The sequence below is a fragment of the Geodermatophilus marinus genome (genome assembly GCF_003428645.1).
Lineage (GTDB): Bacteria > Actinomycetota > Actinomycetes > Mycobacteriales > Geodermatophilaceae > Geodermatophilus.
This window is the reverse complement of record NZ_QVQH01000003.1, coordinates 100,100-120,652: the sequence shown is the minus strand read 5'-3', so window position 1 is coordinate 120,652 and position 20,553 is coordinate 100,100. Positions and strand designations below refer to the sequence as shown.

The window sequence follows — 20,553 nt, the reverse complement described above, 5'->3', positions numbered from 1 at the left end:
CCCTCAGCGGTCGAGCAGCTCCGCCAGGACCTGCGCGGCGCGCTCGACCCCGGCGCGGTCCACGTCGAGGTGGGTGACCAGCCGCAGCCGGGTCGGGGCCACCTGGCTGACCAGGACGCCCCGGGCCTTGGCGGCCTCGGCCACCACGGGCGCGTTGACGCCGTCGATGCGCACGATGTTGGTCTCCACGCCGGCCGGGTCGACGCCGAGCCGCTCGGCGAGCAGCCGGGCGTGCGCGTGGTCCTCGGCCAGCCGCCCGAGGTGGTGGTCGAGGGCGTGGAGCCCCGCGGCGGCCAGCACCCCGGCCTGCCGCATGCCCCCACCGAGCCGCTTGCGCCACAGCCGGGCGACCGCGATGCGCTCGGCGGAGGCGACCAGCACCGAGCCGACCGGCGCACCGAGCCCCTTCGACAGGCACACCGAGGCGGTGTCGGCCAGCCGCCCGTAGGTGGCCGGGTCGACCCCGGCGGCGACCGCGGCGTTCCAGACCCGCGCGCCGTCGAGGTGCACCGCTACCCCGGCGCCCCGCGACCACTCCCAGAGCCGCTGCAGCTCCCCCAGCGGCTGCACCAGCCCACCGCCCCGGTTGTGCGTGTTCTCCACCGCGACCGCGGCGGTGGCGGTCAGGTGCCAGTCACCGCGCGGGCGCACCTGCGCGATGAGCGCGTCCACGTCGAGCCGGCCGGTGCCGGACACGACGGTGCGGGTGGAGATGCCGAAGACCGCGGCCGCGGCGCCCATCTCGTAGGTGACCACGTGCGCGTCGGCGTCGCAGAGCACCTCCTGGCCGGGCTCGCAGACCAGGCGCATGCCGATCTGGTTGCCCATGGTCCCCGACGGCACGAACAGCGCCGCCTCGTGGCCCATGAGGTCGGCGACCCGCTCCTCCAGCGCCCGGACCGACGGGTCCTCGCCGTAGACGTCGTCCCCCACGCAGGCCTCGGCCATCGCCCGGCGCATGCCGGGGGTGGGGCGGGTGACGGTGTCGGAGCGGAGGTCGATCACAGCGGCCTCTCCGGTCCCGTCCCGAGGCTCGTCCCGAGCCTGCGAGGGGTCGCCGGCCCCGTCCCGGGCACCGCCGCGAGCGGGCGAGCGGTGGGGAGGACGGGGTCCTTCCCGGGGTCCTTCTTCAGCCACGCAGCATCTCGGCGACCAGGAAGGCCAGCTCCAGCGACTGGCCGGTGTTCAGCCGGGGGTCGCAGGCGGTCTCGTAGCGGCTGTCGAGGTCCTCGTCGCTGATCTCCATCGCCCCGCCGAGGCACTCGGTGACGTCCTCGCCGGTGAGCTCGACGTGGATGCCGCCGGGCCAGGTGCCCAGGGCCCGGTGCACGTCGAAGAAGCCGAGGACCTCGTCGACGATCCGGTCGAAGTGCCGGGTCTTGTAGCCGGTGGGCGACTCGTGGGTGTTGCCGTGCATCGGGTCGCACTGCCAGACGACCTGGTGCCCGCTGGCGGTGACCTTCTCCACGATCGCCGGCAGCACGTCGCGGATCTTCCCGTTGCCCATGCGGCTGATGAGGGTCATCCGGCCGGGCACCCCGTCGGGGTCGAGCCGCTCGACGAGCTCGACGGCCTGCTCCGGCGTCGTCGTCGGGCCGATCTTGACGCCGATCGGGTTGGCGATGCGGGACATGAACTCCACGTGCGCACCGTCGAGCTGCCGGGTGCGCTCGCCGATCCACACGAAGTGCGCCGAGGAGGCGAAGGCCCGCGCGCCGTCGACCCGCAGCAGGGCCCGCTCGTAGTCGAGCACGAGCGCCTCGTGCGAGTTGTAGAGCTCCACCCCGCGCAGGGCGGTGTCGTCCACGCCGCAGGCCTTCATGAACGCCAGCGCCCGGTCGATCTCCCGGGCGATCACCTCGTAGCGCACGCCGGCCGGCGAGGTGGCGACGAAGTCCTTGTTCCAGTCGTGCACGGCGTGCAGGTCGGCCAGCCCGCCCCGGGCGTAGGCGCGGATCATGTTCATGGCCGCCGCGGCGTTGGCGTAGGCGCGGATCAGCCGGTTGGGGTCGGGGATCCGCTTCTCCAGCACCGGCTCGATCGAGTTGACCATGTCGCCGCGGTAGGACGGCAGGCCGAGGGCGTCGGTGTCCGACGAGCGGGGCTTGGCGTACTGCCCGGCCACCCGACCGACCTTCACCACCGGCACGCTCGCGCCGTAGGTGAGGACGACGGCCATCTGCAGCAGCGTCCGCGTGGTGCTCTGCAGGTGCGCGTCGGTGTTCTCGTCGAAGGTCTCGGCGCAGTCGCCGCCCTGGAGCAGGAACGCCTTGCCCTGCGCCACCAGCGCCAGCCGGGTGCGCAGCTCGTCCACCTCGCTGGCGGCGACGATGGGCGGCACCGACGACAGCGTGGCCAGGACGGTGTCGAGCGCGGCGCGGTCGGGCCACTGCGGCTGCTGGGCGGCGGGCAGGTCCCGCCACCGGTCCAGGCCGTCGACCAGCTGGGCGGGATCGCTGAGGCTCACGTCTGCCAAGGGTACGGCGGGCTCCCGGTCAGCCGAAGAAGACCTCCACCTCCGCGTACCGGTCCACGGGGACCAGCTTGAGCCGGGCGGTGGCCGCCGACAGCGGCACCCGCACGATGTCGGTGCCCCGCAGAGCGACCATGACCCCCGACTCGCCGTCGTGGACGGCGTCGATGGCGGCCAGGCCGAAGCGGGTGGCCAGCACCCGGTCGAAGTGGGACGGCGTGCCCCCGCGCTGCAGGTGCCCGAGGACCACGGCGCGGGCCTCCCGCCCGGTGCGCTCCTCGATGAGGGAGGCCAGCGCGATCCCGATCCCGCCCAGCCGGACGTGCCCGAAGGCGTCCGTCTCCCCCGTCTGGAGCGCCAGCTCCCCGCCCTTCGGGGCGGCGCCCTCCGACACCACGACGATCGGCGAGAACCCCGACTCGAAGCGGTGCTGGCAGTGCGTCACGACGGCGTCGACGTCGAAGGGCTGCTCGGGGATGAGGACGACGTTGGCCCCGCCGGCCATCCCGGCGTGCAGCGCGATCCAGCCGGCGTGCCGGCCCATCACCTCGACGACGAGCGTGCGGTGGTGGCTGTCGCCGGTGGTGTGCAGCCGGTCGATGGCCTCCATGGCCACACCGACCGCGGTGTCGAAGCCGAAGGTGTAGTCGGTGGCGTCGAGGTCGTTGTCGATCGTCTTCGGCACGCCGACGACCCGGACGCCGGCCTCGGCCAGCCGGGTGGCCACCCCGAGGGTGTCCTCGCCGCCGATGGGGATCAGCGCCTCGATCCCGAGCCGCTCCAGCGTGGCCAGGACACGGTCGGCACCTCCCTCGATGGCGTAGGGGTTGGTGCGCGAGGTGCCGAGCATGGTGCCGCCGCGCGGCAGGATGCCGCGGACCGCCGCGAGGTCGAGGGCGTGCGTGTCGGCCTCCAGCACCCCGCGCCAGCCGTCCCGGAAGCCGACCAGCTCGTCACCGTGGTGGGTGACGCCCTTGCGGACCACGGCGCGGATCACCGCGTTGAGCCCGGGGCAGTCGCCGCCGCCGGTCAGGATGCCGATGCGCATGTGCGTCCTCCGGGAAGGTCCGTGGCCAGTGGGCGGTTGGCACGCGTCATGATGCCGCAGCCCCGGGCCGTACCCGTAGGACACGCGTGATCGCCGTCACCGGGAGCACCGGCGTCCTCGGCGGCCGGGTGGCCCGCCGCCTGGCCGCGGCTCCCGGCGGGCCGCCGCTGCGCCTGGTGGTGCGCGACCCCGGTCGCGCACCGGCCCTGCCCGGGGCCGAGGTGGTCGCCGCACCAGGCGGCTACGCCGACGGCCCCGGCCTGGCCGCCGCCCTGACCGGCGTGCACACGCTCTACCTCGTGTCGGCCGCCGAGGCGGAGGACCGGCTGCAGCAGCACCTCTCCGCCGTCCGGGCGGCTGCGGACGCCGGCGTGCAGCGCGTCGTCTACACCTCCTTCGTCGGTGCCGCGCCGGACGCGGCCTTCACCCTGGCCCGCCAGCACGCCGCCACCGAGGAGGCCCTAGCGGCCACCGGGGTGCGGGCGACCGTCCTGCGGCACGGCATGTACGCCGACTTCGTGCCCTTCTTCGCCACCCGCGAGGAGGGCCGGGCGGTGATCGCCGCGCCCGGCGGGCAGGGCCGGGCGGGCTTCGTCTCCCGCGACGACCTCGCCGAGGTCGGGGCGGCCGCGCTGCTCGACGACTCCCCCGCCCTGGACGGCGCCGTCCTCACGGTGACCGGCCCGCAGGCGCTGACGCTGGCCGAGGCCGCCGCCGTCCTCACCGAGGTGACCGGGGTGCCGACCACGTACCGCGAGCAGACGGTCGAGGAGGCCTGGGCCACCCGCCGGCCCTCCGGGCACCCGGACTGGGAGGTCGAGGGGTGGGTGAGCAGCTACCTCGCGCTCGCCGCGGGCGAGCTGGCCGAGGTCACCGACGTCGTGCCGCGGCTGACCGGGCACCCGGCGCGGACCCTCGCCGAGCACCTGCGCGCTCACCCCGAGGACTGGGCCGCCCTGCGCGGCTGAGGACCGACCCCGCCGTCCGCCACGGGCTCGACCGACCGGGCTCACCCGGCCGCGTCGGCGCGGGTGGCCGGCCCCGGCGGGTCGCCGCCGGCGCGCAGCCAGGCCGCGACGCCCTCGGGGTCCCGGCGGGTCAGCTCGTCGAGCACCGCCGCGCGCCGGCGCACCGCCCGCGCGCGGTCGCGGGGCGAGGACCGCCGGTCGAGCACCGCACCGGCGGCCGCCCAGACGGCCACGAGCTGCGCGGTGGGCAGGGTGCGGAGGACCTCGTCCGCCGGCCCGTCGCCGTCCGCCGCGGCCACCTGCTCGAGCGCGGCGGCGGAGCCGAGGACCAGCACCAGGAGGACCAGCACGCCCCCGACGGGCTCGAGCTGGTTCGCGCCGGCCGCGAACGGCAGGGCCAGCACCCCGACGGCGCCGGCGAGCGCCGCGGCCCGCCGGGTGCCCGGCCGGACCGGGCCGCAGGGCTCGGCGGTGAGGACGACCCCGGCGGCGAACAGGCCGAGCAGCGGGCCCAGGCCGAGGACCGTCCAGGTCGGGAGGAGCAGCGCGCCGAGCAGCGACACCGGGATGACGACGAGCGGGACCGCGCGCCTCCCGGCGCGGGCCAGTGCCCGGCACCACGCGGGCAGCAGGGTCGGGTCCCCCACGGTCACCTCCTCGGCCGGGGTCGGCCCCTCCCGGCGGTCCCGCCCGCGGCGCCACCGGGCCCCGGGGCGCGCACCCGGGCGGGGACCGGAACGGCCGGGCGGGCGTTCCCTGCCGGGGTGCGGCAGCGGTCGCTCACCCCGGCGGCGGCCCGCCGGGCCGCCGCGCCGGGGTCGACGGCACCGGCGGTCCGCCGCGGGGCGGAGGGGCGCCCATCAGCGCGAGCAGCCGCGTCACCTCCGGCGAGGCGGCGACCAGGACGACGCCGGGCCGCAGCAGCGGCGCCAGACCGTGCGTGTCCGCGAACGGGACCGCCCGCAGGTCGACCGCGACGGGGCCGCCCTCGACCGCCGCCAGGTACTCCAGGACGGCGGTCAGCAGCCGCTCCCCGGCCGCGTCCAGCTCCCCGCGGACGACCACGACCGGCCCGGTGGGGCCCGTGCGGATCTCCGCGCTCAGGCCCTCCGACCAGGGCGCCGCGCCGTGCCGCGCCGGTGCCCGGCGTGGGGCGGTGCGCCGTTGCGGGGCGGGCGGGGCGACCGGGTGCGAGAGGGCACGCATGCACCGCATGCTCCCGGCAGCCGGCCCGCGCGCCCAGGTCCGGCCGGGGACGTCTCCTGGTCCCGGCACCTGCCGGGTCCCGGCAGGAACGGGCGGCGGTCAGGTCCCGGGCAGCGGCGTGCGGGGCCAGTCCAGCAGCCGCGCCCCGGTGACCGCGACCTGCAGGGGCAGGTCGGCGGCGGGATCGCCCGGGCGGTGGCCGGTGAGCTCCCGGACCCGCTCCAGGCGGTAGGTGACCGCCCGCACCGACAGGTGCAGCCGCCGGGCGGTCTCGGCGGAGTTGCGCCCGGCGGCGAACCAGGTCTCCAGGGTCCGCAGCAGCGGGACCGGCCCGCCCCGTGCCGCGGTCAGCGGCCCCAGGACGGTGCCCACCAGGTCGGCGATCGCCTCCTCGTCGCGCAGCAGCACCCGGTAGACCAGCAGGTCGCGGGCGTGCGTCACGCGCTGCGGCAGGTCCAGCCGCGCGGCCACGTCGAGGGCCTCCAGCGCCTCCAGGTAGGAGCGGGCGACGCCCTGCGGGCCGGGGTGGGCGCGACCGACCCCGGCGCGCCAGGTGACCTGGCGGGTGAGCCGGGCCACGGCCGGACCGGCCCGCGCGGCCAGCTCCTCCGCCGCGGCCGCGTGGGCTGCCGGGCCGGCCGCCGGCGGGACGGCGACCACGACGGCCAGCCGGCCCTCCTTCACCGCGAACAGCGTCCCGCGGTGCGCGGCGCGGGCCCGGAGGTCGTCCTCGAGCAGGGCGGCCACGGGCATGCCGGAGTCCGCGGCCCGGTCGGTGGCGGCCAGCAGCACGAGGTGGGTGCCGGCCAGCGAGAGCCCGAAGTGCTCGGCGCGCTCGACCAGCGACCCGACGTCCGAGCCGCCGCCGAGGAGGTCCTCGACGAACTCCCGGCGGAACGCCTCCTCGCGGCGCACCACCTGCCGCTGCGCCTCGCCGTGCCCCTCCGCCAGCGCGGCCAGCGCGGTGTCCGCCGCCTGCCACACCGCCTCGCCCAGCGCGACCAGCTCGGCCGTGCGGACCGGCCGGCCGCGGCCGGCGGCGACCAGCTCCGGCAGCCACGGCCACAGCCGCCGGGAGGCGGACATGTAGAGGTCCACGAGCACCGGCAGCCCGACGCCCGTGGCCGCGGCCTCCCCGCCGGCCCGCCGGCAGGCGTCCTCGTCCTCGGCGCTGAGCCGGCCGCCGGTGCGGGCCACGGCGACCAGCGCGCCGAGATAGCCCTCCAGCAGCCCCGGCGGCAGGGCGCGCTCCCGGGCGGCGGCCTCGGCGACGCGGGCGGTGACGGCCCCGGTCGTGTCCGCGGTGAGCGGGTCCACGGGCGCGACTCTGCCGCTCGACCCGGCCGCCCCGCCACGCCCGTCGGCGCCCGTCACGCGATCGCAACGGAGCCGTCCTGCCCCGTCAGCCCCCGCCGGGCTCCATGGCCCGCCACCGGGCCAGGTTGTACCGGGCGTCGACCAGCGCGTCGTGGCTGCCGGCCGGTTTCGGCGGCAGGGCAGGCTGCCCCCGGTCGTCCCAGCGCTGCCGCAGCTCGCGGGTGAACCGCGGCACCGCCCGGGGCAGCGCGGTCATCGGCCCCCACAGCTGGCAGAGGGCGACGTGGTCGTAGGCCCCGAACCAGGCCCACAGCTCCACCTCCTCGCCCGGGCCGGTGAGGAAGGCGAGCAGGTCCTCGCGGATCCGCCGCCGGCTGCGCCAGGCGCGGTCGGCGGGCGGGGGCAGCTGGTCGAGCACGTTGCGCCGCACCCACGGGATGGCCCTGCGCTCGTCGAACTCGGTGCTGACCGCGTAGAACTCCCGCCCGGCCTCGTCGACGACCCCGATGGACACCAGGTCGATGGTGGTGCCGTCCTCGATGAACTCGGTGTCGTAGAAGTACCGCCGCACGGCGCCCACCGTAGGTGCGCCCTCAGGTGGCCGTGACCGGAGCCGCGGCCTCGATCCCGACGAAGACCATCGGCATCGAGACCGGCGCCCGGGCGAGCGCGCGGGAGGACGGCGGCCAGCAGGGCCGCGACCCCCGCGGCCGCGTACACCAGTCCGGCCGGGTCCGGGCTCACCGCAGGGGACGACGGGGTCGACAGGGCACGGTCCGATCGTGCGACGCCGACCCCGGCGCCGCAGGGTCAGCCGGCCAGCGACTCCGGTGCGCGCTCGGCGGACTCCTCGGCCGGCGGCGTCATCCGCAGCAGGACCTCCGCCGCGCTGGCCCCGGTGGCGTCCATCGACTTCTTCACCCGCGCGCCGTAGACGTCGACGTACTCCTGCGCGGACAGGGTCATGATCTCGTACATGATCTCGTCGGTGATCGACCGCTCGACGAAGCGGTCACCGGCCAGGCCCTCGTAGCGGCTGAAGTCCAGCGGCTGCCCGAACCGCACGCACACCCGCGGCAACCTCCGGCCGACCAGCGGCCACGACCGCGGCTGGTAGACCATCGCCACCGGGACGACGGGCACCCGCGTCTCGAGCGCCATGCGCGCCACGCCGGTCTTGCCGCGGAACAGCCGGCCGTCGGGCGAGCGCGTGCCCTCGGGGTAGATGCCGAGCAACCTGCCCCCGCGCAGGATCCGCAGGCCCGTGCGGATCGCGTTCTCCGCGGCCGAGGCGTTGGTGCGGTCGATGGGCACCTGGCCCGCGCCGGCGAAGAAGGCCCGCTGCAGGAACCCCTTCACGCCGCGACCGGTGAAGTACTCGGACTTGGCGAGGAAGGTCACCCGCCGGCGCAGCGCCAGCGGCATGAACACCCAGTCCGCCGCCGACAGGTGGTTGCTCGCCAGGATCGCCGCCCCCGTGCGGGGGACGTGCGACGTGCCCTCGGCCCGCGGCCGGAGCACGAGCTTCACGACCGGGCCGATGGCCACGAACTTGAGGAACCAGTAGAACAACACGCCTCCCTCGGGGGCTGCCAGACTAAGGAGCCCGGCGGCGGGAGGACAATCGAGCCCGCCCTGTCCGCCGGACCAGCCGCGACGTACCCGCCGGGCCCCGCCCGGACGCCGAGGAGGACCCGTGCCCGACCCCGAGGTGCAGCCCGGCGCCGAGCCCTTCTCCGCCGCCGGCAGGCCGGCCGGCGAGGGCACCGGCGTGCTCCTGGTGCACGGCTTCACCGGCTCCCCGTTCAGCATGCGGCCCTGGGGCGAGCACCTGGCCGCCGAGGGCTTCGCCGTCCGCGCGCCGCTGCTGCCGGGCCACGGCACCCGCTGGCAGGACTGCAACCTCACCACGGAGGAGGACTGGGTCCGGGCGGTCTCCGCCGCTCTGGACGAGCTGGCCGCGGAGTGCGACCGCGTCGTGGTGGCCGGGCTGTCCATGGGCGGCACGCTGGCCCTGCGGCTGGCCCAGCTGCGCCCGGACGAGGTCGAGGGCCTGGTCCTGGTCAACCCGTCGCTGCTCACCGAGCGGCTCGACGCCAAGCTGCTGCCGCTGCTGGCCCGGGTCACGCCGAGCTGGCGGGCCATCGCCGACGACATCAAGAAGCCGGGGGTCACCGAGCGCGCGTACGGCCGGCTGCCGACCCGTGCCGTCCTGGGGCTGCGCCGGCTGTGGACGGCGACCCGGGCCGGGCTCGGCTCGGTGACCGCACCGCTGCTGGTGTTCCGCAGCGTCACCGACCACGTGGTCGAACCGGCATCGGTCCGGGTGCTGCTCGCCGAGGTGGGCAGCACCGACGTCACCGAGGTCCTCCTGGAGGACAGCTACCACGTGGCCACCCTGGACAACGACGCACCGCGCATCTTCGCCGGCTCCGTGGAGTGGATCCGCGCCCGCACGCCCGCCCGCGAGGCGGGCGCGTGAGCGGGCCGCGCCGCGGCAGGGGACGGCGCGACAACGGCCTGGACGCCGCGCTGTGGTCCCCCCTGCGCGACGTCGACCCGCGGGTCGGGGAGCACCTGCTCGACGTGCTGCGCGAGGCCGGCATCGCCGCCTACCTGGAGCCCTCGGCCGACGTGGAGCCCTACACCCGCACCGTGTCGCTGCCCAGCCCCCCGACCGACCGGCTGTTCGTCGACCGGGCCCGGGCCGGCGAGGGTCACGCCCTGGTCGACCAGCACGCCGACGAGCACGTCCCCGAGCGCACCCGGGCGCCGCGCGCGTCCCGGCCCGACCTCGACGAGGACGCCGAGTGGGCACGCATCGTCGCCGCCTACGAGGCCGAGCACGGCCGCGCGGCGGGCGGCGAGGGCGACGCCCCGGCGCCGGCCCTGGCGCCGGCACCGTCAGAGCCCGACCTGCTCGACGGCCCCGAGGAGCACTACGAGCCGCCGCCGCCCCCGCCGGTCCCGGCCCCCTCCCCCGCCTCCCTCTACGCCGTGCTGCTCGTGGCAGCCGGCGTCGTCCTCGTCTTCGCGCCGCGGGTGGTCGGGCTGTCCGGGGACACCGGCCTCGTGCTCGGGGTGGCCGCGGTGGCCGGCGGTGCGTGGCTGCTCCTCTCCCGCATGCGCGAGCGTTCGCTGGACGACGACGGCGACGACGGCGCGGTCGTCTGACCGTCCCACGGGGCAGGGGACCGCAGGGCTCCGCGCAGCGGCGACGGGACGGCTCGGCGCCGGTCGGGGACGGCAGGTGGTCGCGGACGTCGGCGCCAGTGGGGCCCGCAGGGCTCCGCGCAGCGGCGACGGGACGGCTCGGCGCCGGTCGGGGACGGCAGGTGGTCGCGGACGTCGGCGCCAGTGGGGCCCGCAGGGCTCCGCGCAGCGGCGACGGGACGGCTCGGCGCCGGTCGGGGACGGCAGGTGGTCGCGGTGTCGTCCGGAGGACGACCGTGCCATAGCCTCCGCCGGGTGGAGCCCACGCAGACCCCGACACCGCACGCCACGACGGTCGCTCTGAGCGGGCACCTCATGGACACCGGCGTCCTCGCCCGGGTCCTCGACGACGTCCTCGAGTACGGCGGGGACTACCGCATCGAGTCCCTCGACCTCGGCCGCCAGCACGAGGACGAGTCCCGAGCCCTGGTCCGGGTCAGCGCCGCCGACGCCGAGCTGCTCGACCGCATCGTGATGCGGCTGCAGACCCACGGCGCCAACGCCGTCGACCCGGGGACGGCCACCCTGCGGCCGGCCCCGGCCGACGGCGTGTTCCCCGACGACTTCTACTCCACGACCAACCTGGACACCTCCGTGCGGCTGGACCGCGAGTGGCTGCCGGTCGACCGCGCCGAGATGGACTGCGGGCTGGTCGTCTCGGAGGAGGGCGGCCGGCCGGTGGTGCGCACCGTCCCGGTCAGCGACGTCCGCGCCGGCGAGCGGGTGGTGTGCGGGTCGCACGGCGTCCGGGTCGAGCTGCCGCCCGCGGTCGCCCGCGGCGACGAGGAGGCCTTCGGCTTCATGTCCTCGGTGGCCTCGAGCGAGAAGCCGCAGGTGGTGCTGGTGCGCCAGATCGCCGAGCGGATGCGGGAGGTCAAGGCGGCCGGGCAGAAGGTGCTGTGGGTCGGCGGGCCGGCCGTCGTCCACACCGGCGCCGCGCCGGCGATGGTGCGGCTGGTCGAGGCCGGCTACGTCGACGTCCTCTTCGCCGGCAACGCGCTGGCCACCCACGACATCGAGTCGGCGCTGTTCGGCACGTCGCTGGGTGTCGACCTGGCCAAGGGCTCGGGCGTCCCGCACGGGCACGAGCACCACATCCGCGCGATCAACACGATCCGGCGGGCCGGGTCGATCGCGGGCGCGGTGTCCTCCGGCGTCCTCACCGGCGGGGTCATGCACGCGATGGTGCAGGCCGGGAAGCCGTTCGTGCTGGTCGGGTCGGTGCGCGACGACGGCCCGCTGCCCGACGTGCACACCGACGTCCTCGACGGTCAGCGGGCGATGCGGGCCCAGCTGCCGGGGGTCGGCTTCTGCATCATGGTGGCCACGATGCTGCACGCGATCGCGACCGGGAACATCCTCCCGGCGTCGGTGCCGCTGGTCTGCGTGGACATCAACCCGGCGACGGTGACCAAGCTGGCCGACCGCGGCAGCGCCCAGGCCATCGGCATCGTCACCGACATCGGCCTGTTCCTCGAGCAGCTGGCCCGCGAGCTGACGTAGCGGAGTGGACCCGTCGGCGTCACGCCGACGGATCCACTCCGCTCTCGGCGACCGCGGTGCGGACCAGGTCGGCGGCGCCCACGAGGCCGGCCTGCGCGCCGAGCTCGGCGACGACCACCCGCGGCCCGGGCCGGAACCCGCGGCCGGGCAGCGCCCGCTCGAGCCGCTCCCGCGCCGGCCCCAGCACCGTCTCGCCGAGCACGCTCACCCCACCGCCGATGACGACGACCTCCGGGTCGAGGACGGCGGCGAGGTCGGCGATGCCCTGCCCCAGCCACTCGCCCATCTCGGCCAGCAGCCCGCGGGCCAGCGGGTCGCCGTCGGCCGCGGCGCGGGCGACGTGCTCGCCGGTGAGCCGGTCGGGGTCGCCGTCCACCCGCTCGAGCAGCACCGCCGCGGCGGCCGGTGAGCTGCGGGCCACCTCCCGGGCGGTGTGGGCCAGCGCGGTCCCGCTGGCGTACTGCTCCCAGCAGCCGCGGTTGCCGCAGGCGCACAGCCGGCCGTCGGGGACCACCCGCATGTGCCCCCACTCCCCCGCGACGCCGTGCGAGCCGCGCTGCAGCCGGCCGCCCAGGACGATGCCGCCACCGATGCCGGTGCCCAGCGTGACCATCAGCGCGAGATCGGCCCCGCGGGCGGCGCCGTAGCGGTACTCCGCCCAGGCCGCCGCGTCGGCGTCGTTGCCGACCCACAGCGGCCGGCCGAACCGCGCGGCCAGGTCGCGGCGCAGGCTGGAGTTGCGCCAGGCCAGGTGGGGGCTGAACAGCACCCGGTCGCCGGTGCGGTCGAACCACCCGGCGGCCCCCACGCCGACGCCGACCGCGTCCCGGCCGGGGCCGGCGGCGAGCTCCTCGACGACGGCCGCGATCGCGTCCTCGGTCTCCTGGACCGAGGCGCCGGGGGTGGCCCGGCGCGCGGTGGCCAGGACCGCGCCGTCGGGCGCCACGACGCCACCGGCGACCTTGGTCCCGCCGATGTCGATGCCGAGCGCCGGCCGCCGGGCGGCCTCCTGCGTGCCGGTCACTCAGGCGATCTCGATGTGCTGGACCGGCGGCGACTGCGGCCGGGGCGGCACCCCGGGCTCCGCCGGCGCCGCGGCCGGGCGGGAGGTCGTGCCCGGGGTCGCACCGGGGGTCGCAGCCGGGGACGCGGCCGGGGACGAGGCCCGGCCCGCGGCCGTCGGCTCGGCCGGCGGCTCGGCCAGCGACCGCAGCGCGGCGGCGGCAGCGTCGAGCACACCGGCCAGCGCGGCGGCGACCTCGGGCCGCTCGCCGCGGACCACGGCCGCGACCTGGCAGACCGGGCACCACCGGCAGTCGGCCGGGTGCTCCCCCGCCCCGGACGCCCGGCCGAGGCCGGCCACCAGTCGCCGGGCCTGCTCCACCCAGTCGGGCGGCTCGCTCATCGTGTGCTCCCCTCGGCGGCCAGCAGGTCGGCCGGCCACTGCTCCGGATCGGGTGTGAAGGTGACCTCCAGGCGCGCGGACGCCGTGCCGGCGTCGGCCAGGGCGCCCGAGGTGACACGGCAGCGGCGCAGCAGCGCGTCCAGGCCGACCGCGCGCCGGGTGCCGGCGACGCTCACCACGAGGTCGTCCCCGGCGCGGGTCAGCGTGAGGTCGCCCCGCTCGGCGAACGGCAGCGGGAGGACGAGGCGACGTCCGCCCGGGGCCCGCTCGACGGTAGGGGCGGCCGGCGGGGGCGCGCTGCCCGGGTCGTCGGGCAGGAGGCCGGCCAGCCCCGCGGCCCCGGCCGGGGCCGCCGCGGCCTCGGGCACCGTCCGCAGCGGCGCCAGCGCGGCCAGCTCGGCCAGGACGGCGTCCTGCTCGGCGGCGCGCTCGGCCCACCACCCCGCGGGCGCGGGCGGCAGCACGCGGGCCAGCAGCGCCGCCGGCCGCTGGCCGTGCAGGGCCAGCGCGGTGACCGCGGCGCGCAGGGCGGCGGCGGCCCCGGGCCGCGGCAGCGCCACCAGCCGCACCTCGGTGGTGGCCGGGTCGTCGAGGGCCAGCCGGCCGAGCAGCGCCTCCAGCCGGGGGACGGCGTCCAGCGCCACGTCGAGGGGGCCGCGGGGCACCGCGCCGGCGCGCACCGCCGCCGTCCGCACCGCACCCAGCACCCGCGCCTGCCCGGGCAGGGCGCGGTCGAGCCACCAGCGCAGCGCGCCGGGCAGGGCGACCAGGGCCGGGCCGCCGGGCAGCGGGCCGGCGTCGACGACGACGGTGTCCGCCTCCGCCGCGGCTCCCGCCTCGGCCAGCCGGGTCAGCAGCGCGAGGTCCGCGGCGCCCGGCAGCAGCGGCACGGAGCTCGCCGGCGGGAGGGGCAGCCCCGGTGCGGCCGTGGCCAGCTCGGCCGACAGCGAGCCCCACAGCGCCTCCGCGGCGGCCAGCGGCTCGGGGCGCACGACGGCCAGCCCGGCCACGGCGTCGAGCCCGGCCGGCAGGGGGCCGGGGCGCGCCAGCAGCAGGGTGCGCGCTCCCGCCCGGGCGCTGCGCACCCCGGTCGCCGCGGCCAGCGTGGTGGTGCCGGCCCCACCGGGGCCGGTGAGGAGGAGGACCCGCACCCGGCTCAGCCCTCGACGCGCTTCTTGAGCTCCTTGAGCGCGGTGTCGAGGATGACCTTCTCCGCCTTGCGCTTGATCATCCCGAGCATGGGGATCGACAGGTCGATGGTGATCGCGTAGACGACCTCGGTTCCGCCGGCCGGGGTCGGCACGAGCGTGTAGGAGCCCTCCTGCCGCTTCTGCATCTGGCCGGTGACCAGGTGCCAGGAGACCCGCCGGTCGCCGTCCCAGTCGTACTCGAGGACGTAGTCGTCCTTCACCGCCCCGGCGTCCAGCACGAAGTGCACCCGGCGGGCGCGGCCGCCGGGGCCGGTCTCGAGCACCTCGACCGTCTTGGCCGCGGCCACCCACTGCGGGTAGGCCGGGAAGTCGGCGATGACCGCCATGACCGCCGGCGGCGGCGCCTCGACGGTGATCGACTGCGTGGACTGGTCGGCCATGCGGAGCAGGCTAGCCGCTCCCCGCCCCCCGACCGGGTACCGCTCCGGGCCGTCCCTGCTCGGGGGTAGCAGGCACCGGTTAGATTTCCGAGGAGGTACCCGTGACCGGGGCCGCGGGCGACGGAGCCGAGCGGCCGACGGGGAGGAGGAGACCAGGCGTGCGCGAGTTCAGCGTCCCCGCGACCACCGAGGTCGGCCCTGACGAGGCCGTGCCGGACCTGCTGGCCGCCAACGTCGCCGACCACGGCGACGAGGTCGGGCTGCGGGTCCAGCGCGACGGCGGGTGGGCCGACGTGACCTGGCGGGAGTTCGGCGACCAGGTCGCCGGCGTCGCCAAGGGCCTCATCGCCTCCGGCATCGAGGCCGGTGACCGCGTCGCCCTCCAGGCCCGGACCCGCTACGAGTGGACGGTGCTGGACTTCGCCATCTGGACGGCCGGCGCGGTCGTCGTCCCGGTGTACGAGACCTCCAGCCCGGACCAGGTGGCCTGGATCCTGTCCGACTCCGGCGCCACCGGGATCGTCGTCGAGCGCCCCGAGCACGCGGCCGCGGTCGAGTCGGTGCGCGACCAGGCGCCGGACCTGCGGTCGGTGTGGGTGATCGAGGACGGCGCCGTCGCGGCGCTCACCGCCGCCGGTGCCGACGTGGCCGACAGCGAGCTCGCCGCCCGCCGGGCCACGCTGAGGGCCGACAGCCTCGCCACGCTGATCTACACCAGCGGCACCACCGGGCGGCCCAAGGGCTGCGAGCTGACCCACGGCAACTTCCTGTTCGAGATCGGCAACGGGATGGGGCTGCTGGACCGCTACCTCGCCCCCGGCGGTTCGGTGCTGCTGTTCATCCCGCTGGCCCACGTCCTGGCCCGCGTGCTCGAGGTCGGCGCCGTCAAGACCCGTACCGTCATCGGGCACACCCCGGACGTGAGCAACCTGGTCGACGACCTCGGCGCCTTCCGCCCCACGTTCGTGCTGGCCGTGCCGCGGGTGTTCGAGAAGGTGTTCAACCAGGCCAAGGCGAAGGCCGAGGCCGGCGGCAAGGGGAAGATCTTCGACCGGGCCGCCGCGGTGGCCATCGCCTGGTCGCGGGCGCAGGACACCGGTGGCCCCGGGCTGGGTCTGCGGCTGCAGCACGCGCTGTTCGAGCGCCTGGTCTACGGCAAGCTGCGCGCCGCGCTGGGCGGCCGCTGCGGGGGCGCCATCTCCGGGGGCGCGCCCCTCGGGGAGCGGCTGGGCCACTTCTTCCGCGGCATCGGCGTCACCGTCTACGAGGGCTACGGGCTCACCGAGACGACGGCGGCGGCCTCGGTCAACCACGACGGCGCGCTGCGCATCGGCACCGTGGGCCGTCCCCTTCCGGGTGTGTCGGCGGCGATCGCCGACGACGGCGAGATCCTCGTCCGCGGCGGCATCGTGATGCGGGGCTACTGGCACAACGAGCAGGCCACGGCGGAGGCGATCGACGCCGACGGCTGGTTCCACACCGGCGACCTCGGCGACATCGACAGCGACGGCTTCCTGCGGATCACCGGCCGCAAGAAGGAGATCCTGGTGACCGCCGGCGGCAAGAACGTCGCCCCGGCCGTGCTGGAGGACCGGCTGCGCGCCCACCGCCTGGTCAGCCAGTGCATCGTGGTCGGCGACCAGCGCCCGTACATCGGCGCCCTGATCACCCTCGACGAGGAGGCCCTGCCGGCCTGGCTGGAGAGCAAGGGCAAGCCGGCCGGCACGAAGGCGGCCGACCTGACCGAGGACCCCGACGTGCAGGCCGAGATCGAGACCGCGGTCGCCGACGCGAACAAGGCGGTGTCGAAGGCCGAGGCGATCAAGCGGTTCCGGGTGCTCGGGGGCGACTTCACCGAGGCCAACGGCATGCTCACGCCCAGCCTCAAGCTCAAGCGCAGCGTCGTCCTCAAGGAGCACGACGCCGAGGTGGAGGCGCTCTACGCCCGCTGACGGGGCCGCTAGCCGGTGAGCAGCCGGTCGAGGTCCGCGGCGATCGTCGTCCACGACCACCGCTGCTCGACCCATGCGCGGCCTGCGGCCCCCATGGCCCGGGCCCGCGCCGGGTCGTCGAGCAGCGCGCACACGGCGTCGGCGACGGCCCCGGGTGAGCGCGGGTCCCCCACCACGGTGCCGGTGACGCCCTCGCGGACCGTCTCCGGGGCGCCGCCCGACGTGCCGGCGACCACCGGCCGCCCGCACGCGGCAGCCTCGAGGTAGACCATGCCGAGACCCTCGACGTCCAGACCGCCGCGGCGGGTCCGGCAGGGCATGGCGAACACCTCGCCGGCGGCGTAGTGCTCCGGCAGCCGGGCCGGCGGCACCGGGCCGGTAAGGACGACGGAGCCCGCCAGCCCGCGGGCCGCGACCGCGCGGCGCAGCGCCCCCTCGAGCGGGCCACCGCCGACCAGCAGCAGGCGGGCGCCGGGGTGGCGGGCCAGCACCCGCGGCCAGGCGGCGACGAGCACGTCCTGGCCCTTGCGGGGCACGAGCCGGGACACGCACACGACCACCGGCCCCCCGCCGAGGCGGTGCTGCCGCCGCACCGCCGCTCCGTCGGCGCGCGGGGTGAACAGGTCGACGTCCACGCCGGGCGAGAGCTGCGCGAGCCGCGTCCGGTCCCCCAACGCCGGCTCGAGGCGGTCGCGGGTGTAGTCGCTGATGCAGGTGAGCACGTCCAGACCGGCGGCGATCCGCCGCACGACCTGGCGTGCCCCCGGCAGCGCCACCCAGCCGGTCTCGTGCCCGTGCGTGATGCCGACCAGCCGCCGCACCCCGGCCGCGCGCAGCGCCGGGGCGATCAGGCCCAGCGGCGCCGCGGCGCCGAACAGCGCGGTGTCGCAGCCGTGCCGGCGGGCCAGGTCCGCGGCGGCCCGCGCGGTCGCCGGGGTGGGCAGCAACATGCCGGTGGGCCGGCGCACCACCGGGTAGGGCAGCTGCGCGTCGTGGGCCTGCCAGCCCGGCGACCGGGAGGTGAGCACGACCAGCGAGCCGGGCGGGCGGCGGGCGAGCAGGGCCGCGACGAAGGTCTGGATGCCGCCCTGGCGGGGTGGGAAGTCGTTGGTGACGACGAGCGTCCTCACCCGGCCTCCTGGAGGCGCTGCCAGTCCAGGGCGAAGGCCACCCGCTGCGGCCCGGTCGGGTGCGAGCCGAACCACCACTGCCAGGCGGCCGGCGGGTCGGGGTCGGAGAGGTTGGTCTCCGCGAGCCGGTCCTGCATGGCGATGAACGCGCCCGCGTCCCCGGTGAGCTCCAGGGCGTGCAGGTCCGCCCGGGCCTCGACGTGGCGGGACACCAGGTTCTGGACGGGCGCGGACAGCAGCGAGCCCAGGGTCAGCAGCAGCAGGGTCAGCGGCACCACCCGGGGGTCGGCCGAGGAGGTGGCGCCGGCCCGCCGCAGCAGCGGCGTCCACGCCAGCAGCCGGCCGAGCAGCGCCACCGCGGCCGCCGCCCCCAATGCGCCCATGACCGTGCCGGCGAGGACGTCGTCGGTGGCCACGTGGCCGAGCTCGTGCGCCACGATCGACTCGATCTCGTCGTCGGGCAGCCGCTCCAGGGTGGTGTCGTACAGGACGATGCGGCGGGTCGAGCCGAACCCGGAGACGTAGGCGTTGAGCGCGGTGGTGCGGCGGGAGGCGTCGGAGACGAGCACGTCCTCGACCGGGGTGCCGTTCTCCTCGGCGAGCGCCAGCAGGTCGGTGCGCAGCTCGGAGGGCGGCAGCGGGTCGAACCGGTTGAAGGCCGGCTCGATGAGCACCGGGTAGAGGAAGGACCCGACGACGACCAGGGCCGCCGCCCCGCCCGCGGTCCAGGCCCACCAGGTGCGCGGCAGCCGGCGGGCCAGCCCGACGACGACCAGCAGGCTCAGCGCGGTCAGGGCGGCGTCGATGGCGGTCGACAGCGCCACGTCGCGGGCCCACAGCCCCCAGCTGCGCGTCGACAGGCCGTAGCGGTGCCGCACCACCTCGCCGTAGGCGGCCACCGGCAGGGTCACCAGCCGACCGACGACCACGAGGACGACGGTGCCCAGGAGCACCTGCCAGGCCCAGCCGCCGCCGACGGGGCGGGCCACCCCGCGGACCAGGCGGGCGCCGATCGGCGTCAGGCCGAGCACGGCTGCGGTGGCCAGCCCCAGGACGATCGAGGCCAGCGTGGCCGGCCGCAGCGCCGCGGCGTACTCGGCGGCGAGCGCGCCGACCCCGGCGGGCAACCCCTCCTCGGGTCGGACCGGAGTCCGGCCGCCGGGCGGTTCGGGCAGCACCGTCCACGGCGTGGTCCACCAGATGACCGCGGTGAGCGCGCCACCCAGGACGGCCGCCACCACGAGGGCGGCCCGGGGGGCGCTCACCCGTCCGATCCTAGGTCGCCGACCATGACCACCGCGGGACGCCGCCGGGCCGGCGGCCGGCTGGCGGTGCGGGTCAGGCGACGCGGCGCATCGCGGTGATCCCGCCCATGGAGTCGACCGCGACGACCTCGACCGGTTGGCCGGAGGTCGAGGCGTGCACCATCTGCCCGTTGCCGATGTACATCGACACGTGGCTGACCGGGCTGCGGTAGAAGATCAGGTCGCCGGGCTGGAGGTCGGCGCGGGACACCGCGGTGCCCAGCTGCGACTGCATGCGGCTGGAGTGCGGCAGCGTGATGCCGGCCGCGGCGTAGGCGTACTGGGTCAGCCCGGAGCAGTCGAAGGCGTCCGGCCCGCCGGCTCCCCACACGTACGGGTCGCCCACCTGGCCGAGGGCGGTGTCGACGGCGACCTGGGCGGCGCCGCCGGGGGCCGCGGCCGGTGCCGGCGTGACGATCGCCTGCCCCCCGTGCGCGGCGACGACGACCTCCTGCTGGGCCACGGTGAGCGCGTCGTACTGCGCCCGGTAGTCGGCGATGTCGGCCTCGAGCTCGGCCTGGCGCGCGGCGACCTCGTCGAGGGCCCGCTGGGCCGCGCCCGTCGCTTCGTCGGCCTCGGCCTGTGCCTGCTCGGCGGCCGTCGCCGAGGCGGAGACCTGGGCGATCACCTCGCCGGTGTGACCGGCGATCGCGTCCAGGGTCGCCAGCCGGGAGACGAAGTCCTCGGCCGAGCCGCTGGTCAGCAGCAGCTCCAGCTCCGTCAGGTTCTCCCCGGTGAAGGCCGAGCGGGCGACCTGGCGGATCTGCCCGTCGAGCCCGTGGAGCTGCCGGCGGGCGGTCACGGCGGCCACGTGCGCGGCCTCGGCCGCGGCCTGCCGGCCGGCCAGCGTCTCGCGGGCCTCGTTGACCTGCTCGCTGACCACCTCGAGCTCGTGACCGGCCCGGGCGACGAGCTGCACGGCCTGCTCGGGGGTGGCCGCCCGCTCGGGGTCCGCGACCGCGGTACCCGGCAGGAGTGTGACCGCGAGGGTGGTGGTGGCCGCCACGAGGAGCACCCGGCCCAGGGGGCGGCGGGCTGCGACGGCGGGGTCGCGGTGGTCGGGGTCGACGGCATGCCCCGGGGCAGGGCGGCGGGACGCCACGGTCGGTGGCTCTCCGTTTCTTCCTCGGCGACCGCCTACCGGGTTAGCTGACGGGTTCGGGCTGGGAAGAAGCGCCCTATCTCTGCGCACCGGGGCAGCCGGTGCGTGCGCCCGGCGGACCGGGACGCGCGAGAACTCACCCCAGTGCTGCGGTGGGTCCCCGGTTCGCCCTCGTCGCTCTGCCGAGCGGGTCGGGCGATTCGGCGGTGTCCGCCCGAGGCCACCCCTCCAGGGGTGGCGACCACCCGGCCGGACCCGCACACCGTACGGGTGCGGTGCGGGGGTGACGAACGGGACCCCTGTGGTCTGCGGGGACCGGCGCGTGGGGGGACGGCCGGGCG

The 20,553-nt window shown here is 77.0% G+C and carries 20 protein-coding genes and 1 riboswitch; of the genes, 5 read left to right on the top strand and 15 right to left on the bottom strand.

The genetic code is table 11. The features are described 5' to 3' along the window. Positions 1–3 precede the first annotated feature (3 nt). From D0Z06_RS04685 to D0Z06_RS04670, 3 genes are all read right to left on the bottom strand, one after another. A complete protein-coding gene (locus D0Z06_RS04685; protein WP_117376221.1) occupies positions 4–1,005 on the bottom strand; it encodes a threonine aldolase family protein in 1,002 nt (333 codons plus the stop codon). A 124-nt stretch (positions 1,006–1,129) separates the two neighbouring features. After that, positions 1,130–2,467, bottom strand: coding sequence for a class II 3-deoxy-7-phosphoheptulonate synthase (locus tag D0Z06_RS04675; protein WP_117376220.1), 1,338 nt, complete (start codon positions 2,465–2,467; stop codon positions 1,130–1,132). A gap of 28 nt (positions 2,468–2,495) precedes the next feature. Continuing rightward, positions 2,496–3,521 carry a 6-phosphofructokinase gene (locus D0Z06_RS04670; RefSeq protein ID WP_117376219.1) on the bottom strand — a complete coding sequence of 342 codons (1,026 nt, stop codon included), beginning with the start codon at positions 3,519–3,521 and terminating at the stop codon, positions 2,496–2,498. An 86-nt stretch (positions 3,522–3,607) separates the two neighbouring features. Between D0Z06_RS04670 and D0Z06_RS04665 the strand changes: the two genes are divergently transcribed. Next, positions 3,608–4,489 (top strand): NmrA family NAD(P)-binding protein, encoded by an 882-nt coding sequence (locus D0Z06_RS04665; protein WP_117376218.1) that lies wholly within the window; start codon positions 3,608–3,610, stop codon positions 4,487–4,489. 41 nt (positions 4,490–4,530) lie between these two features. Here the strand turns inward: D0Z06_RS04665 and D0Z06_RS04660 are convergent, their stop codons facing one another. The 5 genes from D0Z06_RS04660 to D0Z06_RS04640 all read right to left on the bottom strand — a co-directional run bounded on the left by D0Z06_RS04660 (position 4,531) and on the right by D0Z06_RS04640 (position 8,587). After that, the gene (locus D0Z06_RS04660; protein WP_147331979.1) at positions 4,531–5,136 is read right to left on the bottom strand and encodes a hypothetical protein; all 606 of its coding nucleotides are present in this window, start codon (positions 5,134–5,136) and stop codon (positions 4,531–4,533) included. A 133-nt stretch (positions 5,137–5,269) separates the two neighbouring features. Further along, positions 5,270–5,695, bottom strand: a complete 426-nt coding sequence (locus tag D0Z06_RS04655; protein WP_117376216.1) for an STAS domain-containing protein — start codon at positions 5,693–5,695, stop codon at positions 5,270–5,272. A gap of 99 nt (positions 5,696–5,794) precedes the next feature. Continuing rightward, entirely contained in the window at positions 5,795–7,012 is a 1,218-nt protein-coding gene (locus D0Z06_RS04650) for a PucR family transcriptional regulator (protein WP_117376215.1), read from the bottom strand. 85 nt (positions 7,013–7,097) lie between these two features. After that, on the bottom strand, positions 7,098–7,583 hold the full coding sequence (locus tag D0Z06_RS04645) for a polyadenylate-specific 3'-exoribonuclease AS (protein WP_117376214.1): 486 nt from the start codon (positions 7,581–7,583) through the stop codon (positions 7,098–7,100). A 239-nt stretch (positions 7,584–7,822) separates the two neighbouring features. After that, the gene (locus D0Z06_RS04640) at positions 7,823–8,587 is read right to left on the bottom strand and encodes a lysophospholipid acyltransferase family protein (protein ID WP_233517447.1); all 765 of its coding nucleotides are present in this window, start codon (positions 8,585–8,587) and stop codon (positions 7,823–7,825) included. Positions 8,588–8,708: 121 nt separating this feature from the next. On the opposite strand from D0Z06_RS04640, the gene D0Z06_RS04635 reads away from it, so the two are divergent. The 3 genes from D0Z06_RS04635 to D0Z06_RS04625 all read left to right on the top strand — a co-directional run bounded on the left by D0Z06_RS04635 (position 8,709) and on the right by D0Z06_RS04625 (position 11,728). Beyond that, entirely contained in the window at positions 8,709–9,494 is a 786-nt protein-coding gene (locus tag D0Z06_RS04635; protein ID WP_117376213.1) for an alpha/beta hydrolase, read from the top strand. Next, positions 9,491–10,186 carry a hypothetical protein gene (locus D0Z06_RS04630; RefSeq protein WP_117376390.1) on the top strand — a complete coding sequence of 232 codons (696 nt, stop codon included), beginning with the start codon at positions 9,491–9,493 and terminating at the stop codon, positions 10,184–10,186. Before D0Z06_RS04635 ends, D0Z06_RS04630 begins: the two co-directional genes overlap by 4 nt. Before the next feature lie 294 nt (positions 10,187–10,480). After that, positions 10,481–11,728 (top strand): ornithine cyclodeaminase, nickel-pincer nucleotide-dependent, encoded by a 1,248-nt coding sequence (locus D0Z06_RS04625; RefSeq protein ID WP_233517446.1) that lies wholly within the window; start codon positions 10,481–10,483, stop codon positions 11,726–11,728. A 19-nt stretch (positions 11,729–11,747) separates the two neighbouring features. On the opposite strand, the gene D0Z06_RS04620 is transcribed toward D0Z06_RS04625, so the two are convergent. Genes D0Z06_RS04620 through D0Z06_RS04605 form a run of 4 tightly spaced genes read right to left on the bottom strand, consistent with a single transcriptional unit; the run spans position 11,748 to position 14,724 of the window. Next, on the bottom strand, positions 11,748–12,752 hold the full coding sequence (locus D0Z06_RS04620; RefSeq protein WP_117376212.1) for an ROK family glucokinase: 1,005 nt from the start codon (positions 12,750–12,752) through the stop codon (positions 11,748–11,750). Further along, positions 12,753–13,133 carry a hypothetical protein gene (locus D0Z06_RS04615; protein ID WP_117376211.1) on the bottom strand — a complete coding sequence of 127 codons (381 nt, stop codon included), beginning with the start codon at positions 13,131–13,133 and terminating at the stop codon, positions 12,753–12,755. After that, the gene (locus tag D0Z06_RS04610; protein WP_117376210.1) at positions 13,130–14,284 is read right to left on the bottom strand and encodes an ArsA family ATPase; all 1,155 of its coding nucleotides are present in this window, start codon (positions 14,282–14,284) and stop codon (positions 13,130–13,132) included. The genes D0Z06_RS04615 and D0Z06_RS04610 overlap by 4 nt, the downstream gene beginning before the upstream one ends. Positions 14,285–14,289: 5 nt before the next feature. Further along, entirely contained in the window at positions 14,290–14,724 is a 435-nt protein-coding gene (locus D0Z06_RS04605; protein ID WP_117376209.1) for an SRPBCC family protein, read from the bottom strand. Between the two features lie 158 nt (positions 14,725–14,882). On the opposite strand from D0Z06_RS04605, the gene D0Z06_RS04600 reads away from it, so the two are divergent. Continuing rightward, complete coding sequence (locus tag D0Z06_RS04600) at positions 14,883–16,676, top strand: AMP-dependent synthetase/ligase (RefSeq protein WP_117376208.1); 1,794 nt, start codon at positions 14,883–14,885, stop codon at positions 16,674–16,676. Positions 16,677–16,684: 8 nt separating this feature from the next. On the opposite strand, the gene D0Z06_RS04595 is transcribed toward D0Z06_RS04600, so the two are convergent. From D0Z06_RS04595 to D0Z06_RS04585, 3 genes are all read right to left on the bottom strand, one after another. After that, positions 16,685–17,806 (bottom strand): glycosyltransferase family 4 protein, encoded by a 1,122-nt coding sequence (locus D0Z06_RS04595; protein WP_117376207.1) that lies wholly within the window; start codon positions 17,804–17,806, stop codon positions 16,685–16,687. Further along, positions 17,803–19,071 (bottom strand): M48 family metallopeptidase, encoded by a 1,269-nt coding sequence (locus tag D0Z06_RS04590; protein WP_117376206.1) that lies wholly within the window; start codon positions 19,069–19,071, stop codon positions 17,803–17,805. The genes D0Z06_RS04595 and D0Z06_RS04590 overlap by 4 nt, the downstream gene beginning before the upstream one ends. A gap of 73 nt (positions 19,072–19,144) precedes the next feature. Next, entirely contained in the window at positions 19,145–20,212 is a 1,068-nt protein-coding gene (locus tag D0Z06_RS04585; protein WP_117376205.1) for a C40 family peptidase, read from the bottom strand. A 17-nt stretch (positions 20,213–20,229) separates the two neighbouring features. Further along, positions 20,230–20,428, bottom strand: a riboswitch (cyclic di-AMP (ydaO/yuaA leader). Positions 20,429–20,553: the final 125 nt, after the last annotated feature.

What these genes read in the sequence shown, in the direction of transcription:
- D0Z06_RS04670 (WP_117376219.1), bottom strand. Translation starts at nt 3,521, where the DNA reads ATGCGCATCGGCATCCTGACCGGCGGCGGCGACTGCCCCGGGCTCAAC.
- D0Z06_RS04615 (WP_117376211.1), bottom strand. Translation starts at nt 13,133, where the DNA reads ATGAGCGAGCCGCCCGACTGGGTGGAGCAGGCCCGGCGACTGGTGGCC.
- D0Z06_RS04655 (WP_117376216.1), bottom strand. Translation starts at nt 5,695, where the DNA reads ATGCGTGCCCTCTCGCACCCGGTCGCCCCGCCCGCCCCGCAACGGCGC.
- D0Z06_RS04605 (WP_117376209.1), bottom strand. Translation starts at nt 14,724, where the DNA reads ATGGCCGACCAGTCCACGCAGTCGATCACCGTCGAGGCGCCGCCGCCG.